At 71.9% G+C, this 12,558-nt stretch carries 13 protein-coding genes; 8 read left to right on the top strand and 5 right to left on the bottom strand.

The genetic code is table 11. From position 1 onward, the window contains the following. Nucleotides 1–134: 134 nt before the first annotated feature. A complete protein-coding gene (locus EUA93_RS22155; protein ID WP_129398893.1) occupies nt 135–1,331 on the bottom strand; it encodes a lytic transglycosylase domain-containing protein in 1,197 nt (398 codons plus the stop codon). Nucleotides 1,332–1,512: 181 nt separating this feature from the next. Here EUA93_RS22155 and hemL point away from each other — a divergent pair, with 181 nt between their 5' ends. The 6 genes from hemL to ccsB are packed head-to-tail and all read left to right on the top strand — an operon-like array spanning nt 1,513 to nt 7,428. Then, complete coding sequence (gene hemL, locus EUA93_RS03895; RefSeq protein ID WP_129398892.1) at nt 1,513–2,841, top strand: glutamate-1-semialdehyde 2,1-aminomutase; 1,329 nt, start codon at nt 1,513–1,515, stop codon at nt 2,839–2,841. Nucleotide 2,842: 1 nt separating this feature from the next. Next, nucleotides 2,843–3,520, top strand: coding sequence for a histidine phosphatase family protein (locus EUA93_RS03890; RefSeq protein WP_129398890.1), 678 nt, complete (start codon nt 2,843–2,845; stop codon nt 3,518–3,520). After that, nucleotides 3,517–4,074: a TlpA family protein disulfide reductase gene (locus EUA93_RS03885; RefSeq protein ID WP_129398888.1), complete on the top strand. Its 558-nt coding sequence runs from the start codon at nt 3,517–3,519 to the stop codon at nt 4,072–4,074. The genes EUA93_RS03890 and EUA93_RS03885 overlap by 4 nt, the downstream gene beginning before the upstream one ends. Beyond that, the gene (locus EUA93_RS03880; RefSeq protein WP_129398886.1) at nt 4,071–4,817 is read left to right on the top strand and encodes a cytochrome c biogenesis CcdA family protein; all 747 of its coding nucleotides are present in this window, start codon (nt 4,071–4,073) and stop codon (nt 4,815–4,817) included. The genes EUA93_RS03885 and EUA93_RS03880 overlap by 4 nt, the downstream gene beginning before the upstream one ends. Further along, nucleotides 4,814–6,421, top strand: a complete 1,608-nt coding sequence (gene resB / locus EUA93_RS03875; protein ID WP_242497227.1) for a cytochrome c biogenesis protein ResB — start codon at nt 4,814–4,816, stop codon at nt 6,419–6,421. The genes EUA93_RS03880 and resB overlap by 4 nt, the downstream gene beginning before the upstream one ends. After that, nucleotides 6,418–7,428, top strand: coding sequence for a c-type cytochrome biogenesis protein CcsB (gene ccsB, locus EUA93_RS03870; RefSeq protein ID WP_129398882.1), 1,011 nt, complete (start codon nt 6,418–6,420; stop codon nt 7,426–7,428). Before resB ends, ccsB begins: the two co-directional genes overlap by 4 nt. Here the strand turns inward: ccsB and EUA93_RS03865 are convergent. Beyond that, nucleotides 7,345–7,524 carry a hypothetical protein gene (locus EUA93_RS03865; RefSeq protein WP_129398880.1) on the bottom strand — a complete coding sequence of 60 codons (180 nt, stop codon included), beginning with the start codon at nt 7,522–7,524 and terminating at the stop codon, nt 7,345–7,347. The genes ccsB and EUA93_RS03865 overlap by 84 nt on opposite strands. Nucleotides 7,525–7,561: 37 nt before the next feature. Between EUA93_RS03865 and EUA93_RS03860 the strand changes: the two genes are divergently transcribed. Next, nucleotides 7,562–7,825: a DUF4229 domain-containing protein gene (locus tag EUA93_RS03860; RefSeq protein ID WP_129398878.1), complete on the top strand. Its 264-nt coding sequence runs from the start codon at nt 7,562–7,564 to the stop codon at nt 7,823–7,825. A gap of 3 nt (nt 7,826–7,828) precedes the next feature. After that, nucleotides 7,829–8,911 carry a DNA glycosylase AlkZ-like family protein gene (locus tag EUA93_RS03855; RefSeq protein WP_129398876.1) on the top strand — a complete coding sequence of 361 codons (1,083 nt, stop codon included), beginning with the start codon at nt 7,829–7,831 and terminating at the stop codon, nt 8,909–8,911. On the opposite strand, the gene EUA93_RS03850 is transcribed toward EUA93_RS03855, so the two are convergent. The 3 genes from EUA93_RS03850 to EUA93_RS03840 are packed head-to-tail and all read right to left on the bottom strand — an operon-like array spanning nt 8,898 to nt 12,453. Continuing rightward, the gene (locus EUA93_RS03850; RefSeq protein WP_165355045.1) at nt 8,898–10,154 is read right to left on the bottom strand and encodes a GNAT family N-acetyltransferase; all 1,257 of its coding nucleotides are present in this window, start codon (nt 10,152–10,154) and stop codon (nt 8,898–8,900) included. The genes EUA93_RS03855 and EUA93_RS03850 overlap by 14 nt on opposite strands. A gap of 42 nt (nt 10,155–10,196) precedes the next feature. Next, complete coding sequence (locus EUA93_RS03845) at nt 10,197–11,087, bottom strand: 1,4-dihydroxy-2-naphthoate polyprenyltransferase (protein ID WP_129398872.1); 891 nt, start codon at nt 11,085–11,087, stop codon at nt 10,197–10,199. Beyond that, nucleotides 11,071–12,453 carry an MFS transporter gene (locus EUA93_RS03840; RefSeq protein WP_129398870.1) on the bottom strand — a complete coding sequence of 461 codons (1,383 nt, stop codon included), beginning with the start codon at nt 12,451–12,453 and terminating at the stop codon, nt 11,071–11,073. Before EUA93_RS03840 ends, EUA93_RS03845 begins: the two co-directional genes overlap by 17 nt. Between the last annotated feature and the right edge of the window lie 105 nt (nt 12,454–12,558).

Genomic DNA, 12,558 nt, shown 5'->3' with positions numbered 1-12,558 from the left:
GCCGACACGCGGGGAGCGGTGAGCCACCCACATTCACGACCCGCGAAATGTGGCTCACACACCGCTCAGCGGCTACGGGTTGAGCAATGCTGCTACGCAGGCGTCGAGCTGCGCACGCTGGGTCGGCGGCAGGGTCAGGGGTTCATCAGGTCGTTGATGCAGGCGTTGAGCGCCGCGAGGTCGAGCGAGGAGATCCCGGACGCCAGGCACTGCGTCGTCGCCTGGGCCACCGTCAGCACCGTCGGCACGACCGTGGGGAGCGGGATGGTCGGGATGACCGTCGGCAGCTCGGTCGGGATCTCGGTCGGCAGGCCGGTGGGTGTGTTCGTCGGCGTCTGGGTCGGCGTCTGCGTCGGTTCCTGGGTGGGCGTCTTGGTCGGCGTCTGGGTCGGCGTCGGCTTGGAGGTCGGGGTCGGCGTGGTGGTCGGCGTGGACTTGCCACCGCCCTTGCCGCCTCCCTTGCCGCCTCCCTTGCCACCGGGGCGCACGTCGGTCGAGCCCTTGGTCGGGGAGGACGAGGGGTCGGGCAGGATCACGCCGGAGGTCAGCGTCGAGGTGGGCACCGCGCTGAAGTCGCCGTCCAGGTAGGCCTGCATGATCTGCATGACCAGGTCGACGTAGGCGTTGGAGTGGTTGTAGCGGTAGATCGAGGCCCGCTGGCCCTGCTCCTGCGACAGGTCGTCGTCACCCGAGCAGAGGTAGACCGCGGTGGCGAGCGCAGCGTCGTCGACGTCCTGGGGGTTGCGGGTGCCGTCGTTGTCGCCGTCCACGCCGACGACCGCCCAGGTCGAGGGGATGAACTGCATCGGACCGACGGCGCGGTCGAAGCGGGTGTCGTCGTCGTACTGCCCGCCGTCGGTGTCCGGGATGAGCTGCGTGCCCTTCTTCCCGTTCAGGGCGACGCCGTAGATGCCCGGCGTCGCGACGCCCTGCCCGTCGAGCGAGTTGCCGGCGAACCTGCCGTGGTCGGACTCGACCCGGCCGATCGCGGCGATGAGCTCCCACGGCAGCTGGCAGGACGGGTCGGCCTTGTTGATCACGGCCTCGGCGCGCTGGTAGGCGGCGAGGGCGGCCTGCGGGATGTCGCTGGCCTTGCCGGGCGTGAGCGCGGCGGCGCGGGTGAGGGCGTCGTCGCCGACGCTGGCCGGTGCCTCGATGACCGCGGCGGGGAGGCTGGTGCCGTCGGGGAGCGTCTCGGACCCGTCGGAGTCGGCGCTCGCCGTGCCGACGCCCACGCCCGCGAGGCTCGCGGTCCAGGCGGCGGAGAGCACGGCCAGCGGCACCAGGGCGGTGGCCCGACGCACGGAGCCGAACTTCGACATGTCTTTCATCTCCCAAGTGAACTGGCGGATCAAGTCCCGTCATGATGCCCCGTGTGGGGCCCCTCACACCTGACAACGACAACTCTTCACCCCAAGTTACGCGCGGGTTACATGTGTGCCAACCCACAGGGGTCCGCCCGGGGACCGTCCCGACTGGGTCGCGCTTGCAGGCCTGCGTGACAATGAGCCAGTGACCTCCGAGACCTTCCTCTCCAGGACGGCGGCGAGCGAGGCGCTCTTCGAGCGTGCGCGCGCCGTGACGCCGGGAGGCGTCAACTCGCCCGTTCGCGCCTTCAACGCCGTCGGCGGCACCCCGCGCTTCATCACGTCCGCCTCGGGGGCCTGGCTCACCGACGCCGACGGCAACGACTACGTCGACCTGATCTGCTCGTGGGGCCCGATGCTGCTCGGTCACGCGCACCCCGACGTGCAGGCGGCCGTTGCCGGGGCGGTGGCCCGCGGTACGTCGTACGGCACCCCCACCGAGCCCGAGGTCGAGCTCGCCGAGGAGATCGTGGCGCGCACCCCCGTCGAGCGGGTCCGCTTCGTCTCGTCCGGCACCGAGGCCACCATGTCGGCGATCCGGCTGGCGCGCGGCGCGACCGGTCGCGACCTCGTCGTGAAGTTCGCCGGCTGCTACCACGGCCACGTCGACCCGCTGCTGGCCGAGGCCGGCTCCGGCGTCGCGACGCTCGCGGTGCCCGGCACCAGCGGCGTACCTGCGTCGTCGGCGGCCGAGACGCTCGTGCTCCCCTTCAACGACCGCGAGGCGGTGCTCGCCGCCTTCGAGGCGCACGGCCCCCGCATCGCGTGCCTGATCACCGAGGCCTCGCCCGGCAACATGGGCGTCGTCCCGCCGTCGCCCGGCTTCAACTCCTTCCTCTCCGAGACCTGCCGCGCCCACGGAGCCCTCTTCATCTCCGACGAGGTGATGACCGGCTTCCGCGCCACGGAGCAGGGCGGCTGGGGCCTCGACGGCGCCATCGAGGGCTGGGTGCCCGACCTGATGACCTTCGGCAAGGTGATGGGCGGCGGGTTCCCGGCCGCGGCCTTCGGCGGTCGCGCCGACCTCATGGCCCACCTCGCCCCGGAGGGCCCGGTCTACCAGGCCGGCACGCTCTCGGGGAACCCGGTGGCGACGACCGCCGGGCTCGCGACGCTCCGGCTCGCGACGCCCGAGGTCTACGCCCAGCTCGACCGGACGGCCACCACGATCCGCGACGCGGTCGCCGAGCACCTGAGGGCCGCCGGCGTGCCGCACGTGGTGCAGTCGGCCGGCACCATGTTCTCGGTGTTCTTCCGCGACGGCGCGGTCCACGACTTCGCCGAGGCCAGCCAGCAGGACACCGGGGCCTACGCGGAGTTCTTCCACTCGATGCTCAACCAGGGCGTCTACCTGCCCCCGTCGGCCTACGAGGCGTGGTTCGTCTCCGCGGCCCACGACGACCGGGCGATCTCGACGATCATCGACGCGCTCCCGGCGGCCGCCATCGCGGCCGCGGCAGCGGGAGGACACTGACATGGGCGTCGAGACGATCGTGCACCTGCTCCGCCACGGCGAGGTGCACAACCCCCAGGGCATCCTCTACGGCCGCCGCGACGGCTTCCACCTCTCCGAGCTCGGCCACCGGATGGCGCAGCGCGTCGCCGACGAGGTGGGCGACCGCGACATCGTGCACATGCGGACCTCGCCGCTCGAGCGCGCCCAGGAGACCGCGGCGCCGCTGGCCCGCGCCCGCGACCTGGCACCGGTCGTCGACCCGCGGGTCATCGAGTCGGCCAACAAGTTCGAGGGGATCAACTTCGGCGGGGGCGCGAAGACGTTCCTCAAGCACCCCCAGCTGCTCCGCCACATGTACGACCCCCGCAAGCCGTCGTGGGGCGAGCCCTACGACGAGATCGTCGGCCGGATGGTCGCCGCGATCCACGACGCCCGGGACGCAGCCGTCGGCCACGAGGCCGTCGTCGTGTCCCACCAGCTGCCGATCTGGACCACGCGCCTGTTCCTGGAGAAGCGCAGCTACCTCCACCACCCCAAGCGGCGCCAGTGCACGCTCTGCTCGCTCACCAGCATCGTCTTCGACGACGACCGGATGGTGCAGGTCCGCTACTCCGAGCCTGCCGGCGACCTGATCCCCGTGGGCGACCGCTCCGCCCCGTTCTCCTCCGGCGGCGCGGCCGAGCAGGACCACCCGTGAGGGTCGTCCGCCCGCTCGCGCTCCTCGTGTCCCTGCTCCTCCTCGCCGGGTGCTCGGGCCTGTCCGGCACCGGCGACAAGGGCTACATCACCGGTGCCGGCGTGCCGGAGGAGGTCGCCTCCGCCGACCGCGGTGATCCGGTCACGCTGACCGGCGACGACCTCGAGGGTGAGCCGGTCGACCTGGCCGACCTGCGCGGCAAGCCCGTCGTGGTCAACGTGTGGGCGTCCTGGTGCCCGCCCTGCATCGCCGAGCAGCCCGACCTCAACGAGGCCGCCGACCAGCTCGGCGACGACGTCGCCTTCGTCGGCGTCAACATCCGCGACGCCTCGCGCGACGACGCGTCGGCCTTCGTGCGCGACCTCGAGGTGGACTACCCCTCCATCTACTCCGGCGACGGTGCGGCGCTGTTCGCGTTCGCCGGCACCCTCGGCCCGCGGTCGATCCCGAGCACCGTCGTCCTCGACGCCGAGGGCCGGATCGCCGCCTCGGTGCAGGGCCGCATCCCGAGCGTGCGCACGCTGGTCGCGCTCGTGGAGGGGGCGGAGAAGTGAACGACTGGCTGCAGGACACGGCCATGTCCGGGTCGATGGTCCTGGCCCTGCCCGTGGCGCTCGCCGCGGGCCTGGTGTCCTTCTTCAGCCCGTGCGTGATCCCGCTGCTGCCCGGCTACCTCTCCTACGCCACCGGCGTCTCGGGCGCCGACCTCGAGGACGCCCGGCGAAGCCGGATGGTGCTCGGTGCGGTGCTGTTCGTGCTCGGCTTCGCCGTCGTCTTCGTGCTGCTCGGCAGCCTCACGGGCGCGGCCGGCGCCTGGCTGTTCGTGCACTACAGCCAGCTCAACATCGTCCTCGGCATCATCACGATCCTGCTCGGGGTCGCGTTCCTCGGCGGCTTCGGCTTCCTCCAGCGTGACTGGCGCGTCCACAAGGTGCCCGCCGTGGGGCTCGCCGCCGCGCCCGTCCTGGGCTTCCTCTTCGGTGTCGGCTGGACCCCGTGCGTCGGCCCGACGCTGGCCGCGATCAACGTGCTCTCGGTCAACGAGGCCACCGCGAGCCGCGGGGCCGTGCTCTCCGCGGTCTTCGCGCTCGGTCTCGGCCTGCCCTTCATCGCCGCGGCCTTCGCCTACCGCCGGATGATCGCGGCCTTCCAGGTCGTGCGTCGCCACCAGGTGCTGATCATGAGGCTCGGCGGCGCGATGATGATCGTGGTCGGGCTCCTGCTCGTCAGCGGATGGTGGGAGCGCATCGTGCAGGACCTGCAGGCCACCGTCCTCGGCTTCTGGACGCCGCTGTGACCGACCTACAGAAGCGGCCGTCCGACGACCGCCAGGCCACCGCGCTGCCCATGGACCTCAACGCCCGTGAGCTGTTCCGCTGGACGTGGCGCCAGGTCACCTCGATGCGTACGGCGCTGGTGCTGCTGCTGCTGCTCGCGCTCGCCGCCATCCCCGGCTCGGTGATCCCGCAGGAGAACATCGACTCCCTGGCCGTCACCACCTGGCGCGACAACCACCCCCGGCTCGCACCGATCTGGGACCGCCTCGACCTGTTCTCGGTCTACGGCTCGGTCTGGTTCTCCGCGATCTACATCCTGCTGATGATCTCGCTCGTCGGCTGCATCATCCCGCGCCTGTTCGTCTATGCGCGCGCCCTGCGCGCCAAGCCCCCGCAGGCGCCTCGCAACCTCCTGCGTCTGCCCGAGTCGACGTCGTACACCACCGACGAGGACGTGGACGCCGTGCTCGCCCGCGCCGCGAAGGTCCTGCGCCGGCGACGGTTCCGCGTCCTGCGCGGCGACGCGGTCTCCGCCGAGCGCGGCTACCTGCGCGAGGCCGGGAACCTGGTCTTCCACTTCGCCGTGCTGGTCGTGCTGGTCGGCGTCGCGTCGGGCAGCCTCTTCGGCTACAAGGGCGGGGTGATCCTGCTCAACGGCAAGGACTACGGCTTCTCCAACACCCTGTCGCAGTACGACGACTTCGCTCCCGGCAACCTCTTCGACCCCTCGGTGATGGAGCCGTTCTCCTTCAAGATCACCGACTTCGACGTCTCGTGGATCGCGCAGGGCGCGCGTGCCGGGATGGCCCGCGACTTCGTCGCCCACCTCGACTACAGGACCGACGAGGACGCCCCGACGGAGCAGTACGACCTCAAGGTCAACCACCCGCTCAGCATCGGCGGCACGGACATCTCCCTGATCGGCCACGGCTACGCGCCCGTCGTCACGATCCGCGACGGCGAGGGCAACATCACCAAGAGCGGACCCGCGGTCTTCCTGCCGATCAACGCGCAGACCTTCGAGTCGTTCGGCGTGATCAAGGCGCCGTTCGCCAAGCCCGAGCAGCTCGGCCTGGAAGGCACCTTCTACCCGACGTTCGCGATGGGCAAGGACGCCGACGGCAACCTCACCATGCCGGCGTCGATCTTCGGCGCGGCCGGCAACCCGCTGCTGTCGCTCCAGGTCTGGACCGGTGACGTCGGGGTCGACGACGGCGGTGCGTCGTCGGTCTACGTCCTCGACAAGAGCAACGCCACCCAGCTGCTGAAGGACGACGGCCAGCCCTTCCGGATGGACCTGCGCCCGGGCGACACCGTCACCCTCCCCGACGGGCTGGGCAGCGTGACCTTCGACGGCCTCCAGCGCTGGAACAAGATCCAGGTCAGCCGCACCCCGGGCTCGCTGGTGGCGCTGGCCGGCATGGTCGCCGCGCTGATCGGGCTGCTCGGCTCGCTCTTCATCCGTCCGCGCCGCGTCTGGGTGCGCGCCAGGCGCCGGGACGACGGCACCACCCTCGTCGAGGTCGCCCGCCTCGACCGCTCCAACGGGGCAGTCCCCGGTGAGAGCACCGAGCTCGCAGACATCGTGGAGTCCCTCCGGGCCCCGCAGAAGGAGACGTCGTGACCGACGGACAGTGGGAAGTCTTCAGCTACCAGGGCATCGAGGCCGCCTCGGTCCTCTACTTCCTGGCGATGCTCGCCTACTTCGTCGAGCTCGCCGGCCTGCGCACGCTGGCCTCCGACGAGGAGGTCGAGGACCGTCGTACGGCGATGGCGGGCCGCCTCGGCATCCTGCTGACGTCGTTCGCGGTGGCCGTGCACTTCGTGGCGCTCGTCGCGCGCGGGCTCGCCGCCGACCCCAACCGGGTGCCGTGGGGCAACATGTACGAGTTCACGATCGCGGGCACCTTCGTGGTCGCGCTCGCCTTCCTCGTCGTGACGCGGGTCTGGGGCACCGACTGGCTCGGTCCGCTGGTGACGACCTTCGTGGTCGCCGCGCTGATGGCGGCCTTCCTCGGCCTCGACGACGCGGTCCTGCCGCTCCCCGACGCGCTCAACTCCTACTGGCTCGTCATCCACGTGGTCTCCGCGGTGATCTCGACCGGCGCCTTCACGATCGGTGCGCTGCTGTCCGGGCTCTACCTGGTCAAGAGCCGCTCGACGAAGCAGACCGGCTACCTCGCGCGGCTGCCCGAGCTCCCCAAGCTCGACCGGCTGTCCTACCGGATGCACGCCTTCGGCTTCCCGGTGTGGACCTTCGCGGTGCTGATCACGGGCCCGATCTGGGCGCACCAGGCCTGGGGCGCCTACTGGAACTGGGACCCGAAGGAGGTGTGGGCGTTCATCACCTGGGTGGTCTACGCCGCCTACCTCCACGCCCGGGCCACCGCCGGCTGGCGGGGCCGCAACGCGGCCTACCTGGCGATGGTCGGCGTCGCGACGCTCTGGTTCAACTTCATCGGGATCAACTTCTTCAGCAGCTCGAGCCAGCACTCGTACGCCGAGAGCAGCGGCGCGGAGCACTCAGTGGTGCACCACCGCGCGGGCTCAGCTGTCGTCGACGTCCTTGCGCCGGTCGAGGCCACGCAGGAAGTCCGGGTCGTCGTCCGGGGCGATCAGCCGGCTCTGTGACCCGCCGGACCCACCGTCGAGGCGCCTGAGCGAGAGCCGCACCAGCGTCCACACGACGAAGGCGATCACCGCGACGACCAGCAGGACCTTCAGCATTCCTCCAATGTAGACCGCTCGACCTAAGGTGGAGGCCGTGAAGGAGTTCGTCGTCTACACCGCCATGAGGATCGCGCTGTTCCTCGCGTCGTTCGGCATCGTCGTCGGGATCATGGCGCTGCTCTTCGACGGCACCTACAACCTCCTCCTCGCGATCATCCTGGCCTTCCTGGTCTCCGGCATCGCCTCCTACTTCCTCCTCGACCGCCAGCGCGCCGCCTTCGCCGAGCGCGTCGAGGCGCGCGCCGCCCGCGCGGCGGCCGCCTTCGACGAGCGCAAGGCCCGCGAGGACGCGGACTGACCCGTGGCGGCGACGCTGGCGGTGACCCGGCAGCAGGCGCTCGCGTGGCGCCTCGGGCGCCAGCACCTGCTCGCGGGCGCCGGGGACGTCGTCGAGGTCGTCCGCACGCTGGGGGCCGTCTCGGTGTTCGGCTCCGACCCGGACCTGTCCGTGCGCCGGCGGCTGGCGGACCCGGGCTCGCCGGGCGAGGTCCGGCGGGCGCTGGCCGACGGCCGGTTGATGCGCACCTTCTCCTTCCGCGGGTCGGTGCAGGTGATGGACCCGGCCACCGCCGGTGACTACCTCGCGCTGCGCTCGGCCGGGCGGCAGTGGGCGCTGAAGAGCTGGGTCGAGCACTACCGGCTCCCCGCCGACGAGTGGCCCGACCTGCGCGCCCTCGTCCGCGAGGTCGTGGCGACCGGACCCGTGCCCCCGCAGGCGATCGCCGACGCGGTGGCCGGCGGCCGCTGGGCACACCTGGCGACCGAGTTCGCCGAGCCCAACATCACGTTGCTCAAGCCCTTCGCCTGGCAGGGCGACGTCTCCCTCGCGCCCTCGACCGAGGGCGACCTGCTGCTGCAGAGCCCAGCGGTGGCGTCGGGCTGGACCGGTGTCCCGCCGCTCGAGGAGGCCGGCCCCCGGGCCGTCCTGGCCTACCTCGACGCCTACGGTCCGACCACCCCGGAGCTCCTCGAGCAGTGGCTGGGCGGCGGCCTGAGCGCGGGACGGGCGCGGCTCACGCGCTGGTGGTCCGCCGTCGAGGACAGCCTGGTCGAGGCCGACGTCGACGGGGAGCGGCGGTGGCTCCCGGCCGACCGCGCCGACGAGCTCGCGGCCACCACACCCGCCCCGACCGTCGTGCTGCTGCCCGGCAAGGACGACTGGGTGATGGGGCCAGGCACCAAGGACACGTGGGTCGTGCCGACCGGCCATCGCACCACGATGACCCGCGGTGCCAACCCGGTCGTCGTCGGCGGGGTGGTGGCCGGCACGTGGCGGCTCGACGGCCCCGACCTGGAGGCGACCTGCTCCCCGCCCGGCCTGGCCGACGAGGTGACCCGGCTCGGCTCGCTCCTCGGGCGCGACCTGTCGCTCAGAACCCCGTGAGGTTGTAGGGCTCGTCGTCGAGGTCGGCGGCGGCACCGAGTCGTCGTACGGCATCGGGGCTGGCGTCGATGCGGCCGGCGCGGTGCAGCTGCCGGACCGGTACGCCGGCGGCGTACATCGTGCCGAGCGTCTCGGCGCTCGTCCGCACGTCGGGGTCGTCCTCGGTGGGTCGGACGTCGGCGACGCCGTCGCGGGTGGTGATCCGGAACCGGCCGGCCGCGTGGCCCTGGGCGTCGTCGACCTCGAGGACGAGCGAGTCGTCCGCGGCCCACGGACGGGCGGCGAGGGCGCGCGGGACGTCGAGCACGCGGAGCCAGAGGAAGTGCCGGTTCGCGGTCAGCTTGAGCCGGTCGACGTCCACGAGCGCCCACCGCAGCGGGTCGTCGGGATGGGCCAGGTTGAAGGTGACCTTCTTCGCCCGGTCGGTGTGGGCCAGGAAGGACCACAGGCTCAGCTGCGCGGCCGGGGCGAGCGTGATCATCTCGGCGACCTTGACGGTGTAGTCCTCGCCCCACGAGTAGATGACGAATCCGTCGACGGTGCCGTCGGGGTCGAGGTGGACGGCGGCGCGGATCTTGGTGTTGGGAGCGCCCGTCTCGAAGTCGAAGGCACCGGTGTGGATGTCCTCGTAGGCCGCCGGCCACTCGACCGAGCCGCGCTGGCGGGCGTGGAAGGCGTCGAAGACGGCCTTCACGTGCGGCCAGGCGTCGGCCGGCTCGACCATCTCGACCCGCCCCGGGTCGACGTGGGGCCGCAGGGCGAAGCCGGCCGACGTGTCGAGCTCGACCGTCTGGTTGAAGGTGGCCGGGCCGAAGCCCCAGCGGCCGTAGATCTCGGCCTCCGAGGCGGTCAGCGCCGCCATCGGGACGCCCCGGGCCACGGCGTCGGCGAGGTCGTCCTCGAGGAGCCGGCGCAGCAGCCCCTGGCGGCGGTGGGTCGCGCTCGTGGTGACGTCGGTGATCATCCGCAGCGGCAGGAGCTCGCGACCGGCGTTGAGCGTCTTGTCGAAGCTGGCGTAGGTCGCCACCGGCATGGGACCGGCGCCGAACTCGCCCTCGGGCAGCCAGGCGCCGGTGACGTTCGCGCGGTCCGCGCGGTAGTGAGTCGTCCAGCGCTTCACGACCTCGTCGTCGGGACGCGGCTCGCGGAAGCCGCGCAGGGTCGCGCCGATCCAGCCCCGGCGTCGGGCGACCGCGTCCTCGGAGTCGTCGAGGAAGTCGAGCGTCGCGAAGTCGTAGTCCACGTCCAGCACCGTAGCCAGCGGCGTCGCCGACCGGCGACGCATTTAGCCCCGGACGAGCAGCGGCACCGCGACGAGGACCGACCAGGCCAGCTCGGAGGCGCCGGTGGCCGCGAGGACCGGGATGAGCGCCGGGCCCTGCGCCCCGCCCAGCACCGCTCGCGTCGGGGCGACGGCGCGGCCGAGGAAGACGAGGCCCAGGAGCGCCCACCAGGTGGTGGCGGCGGCGATCGCGACCACTGCGGCGGCCGCGACGAGCACGAGGAAGGCGTAGAGGTAGCGGGTGCGCTCGTCACCCAGGCGCACGGCGAGCGTGCGCTTGCCGGCGACGGTGTCGGTGGGGATGTCGCGCAGGTTGTTGGCGACGAGGATCGCGCACGCCAGGGAGCCGATGCCGACCCCGGCGTAGAGCGCCGGCCACTCCCAGGTCTGCGTCAGCACGAACGTCGTACCCATCACGGCGACGAGGCCGAAGAAGACGAAGACCATGACCTCGCCGAGGCCGAGGTAGCCGTAGGGCGTCTTGCCGCCGGTGTAGAACCAGGCGGCGACGACGCACACCAGCCCGACCGCGACCAGCCACCACGCGGTGGTGGCCGCGAGGACCAGGCCGGCCACGCCCGCCACCCCGAAGGCGGCGAAGGCCGCCGTCTTCACGGCCTGCGGGGTCGCTGTACCGGACCCGACGAGCCGCATCGGGCCCACGCGGTCGGCGTCGGTGCCGCGGATGCCGTCGGAGTAGTCGTTGGCGTAGTTGACGCCGACCTGCAGCGCGAGGCTCACGACGAGGGCGAGCAGCGCCTTCCACCACGCGAGGTCCCCGAGCGGTACGCCGTCGACGAAGGCCGCGACGCCGGTGCCGGCGAGGACCGGGGCCACGGCGGCGGGGAGGGTGCGCGGCCGGGCGCCGGCGAGCCAGTCAGCGGGTGAGGTCACCGGTGGATTCTGGCAGCACGTCGACGGGCGAGACGCCCCCGGGCTCGGCGGGCTGCTCGACCATGGGCGGCCCGAGCGGCGCGGGGATCTGCACCTTCAGCGACGAGGTGGCGTCGGCGAGGACGTCGGCCGGCACGTGCTCCTCAAGGAAGCGGCGCGCCATCCGCACAGCCGGGTGCAGCCCGGCCGCCGCCAGGGTGACGAGCGCGGCGATGACGAGCCAGCCCAGCGAGCTCCAGTCCATCACCAGGAACGTGTAGAGGGCCGGTGCCCAGACCCGGCCCAGGGTGCTCATCAGCTCGGCGGCGCCCTGGTACTCCCCGCGTCGCCGCGGGTCCATCAGCTCGGCCTCGAACGTCCAGCTCGCCGCCGACAGGAACAGCTCCGCCCCTGTCAGCGTGATGTGGCCCAGGAAGAACAGGACGATCGTGAGCATGCCGAGGCTGTGGTGCGTCGTCAGCGTGATCACGCACGAGACGATGAAGAAGAGCGTCGAGACCCGGATCGCGCGCAGGCCGGTCGACAGGTCGCGCACGCTCCTGGCGGCCGCGAGCGGCAGCAGGATGCACATGACCGTGTTGGTGCCGAAGAGGAACGCGAGCACCACCCACGGCGCGTCGGTCTTCTGCACCAGCCACAGCGGGATGACGAGGTTGAGGATGACCTGGTTGGTCCACAGGGTGCCGTTGCAGAAGTTGGCGAACAGCCACCCGACGTTCTTCAGCGGACCCGGTCCCTCGACCCTGACCTTGCGCTCCTCGGTCGTCTTGAGGTCGTGCGACGCCGGTGGCAGCCGGGTGATGTTCACGGCGTTGAGCGCGAAGACGGCGGCGGTGAACCAGGGGAGCGCGGAGATCACGCTGAGCGACTCGGTCGCGAGCGCGACGCCGCCGGCCAGCGCGCCGAGGGTGAAGCCGACGTTGAGCGCGGAGTACATGTAGGCGCGCGACTCCACCCGCTCCGCGGCCGGCAGCACGTCGATCGTGTAGGCACCGTGGGCCGCGTTGCCGAGCGATCCCACGACCTCCAGCGACACCGCGAGAGCGACGTAGCCCTCGAAGGTGTCGATGAACGGCCACGAGCACACCAGCATCGCCTGGCCCGCCGAGCTGATCGCCCAGCACCGCTTCGGCCCGAACCGGTCGACGACCTTGCCCATCGGGTAGGCCGCGATGAAGGCCGCGATCCCGGCGAGGGTGAGGCCGAGGCCGACCTGCGGCCCGGTCAGGCCGACCACCTCGGTGAAGAAGACCGCCGACCCGGCCATGAACGTGCCCTCGCCCAGCGCGAACAGCAGCGACTGGGTCGAGAGACGACCCGCGAGCCGGGACGGCGGGGTGAGGTATCGGATCAGGGCGGTGAACATCGCAGGACATTGTGGCGGCTCCGCCGGACCCGCGTCCCGTCTTTTGGTCTCGCGCCTTGACGTCTTCTTTACTCTCGTTCGGCGGGGACGCAGGTCCCGTGGATC

The organism is Nocardioides oleivorans (genome assembly GCF_004137255.1).
GTDB classification, from domain to species: domain Bacteria; phylum Actinomycetota; class Actinomycetes; order Propionibacteriales; family Nocardioidaceae; genus Nocardioides; species Nocardioides oleivorans.
Note: the sequence above shows the minus strand (reverse complement) of the source record. Positions and strands in the feature narration are given on the sequence as shown.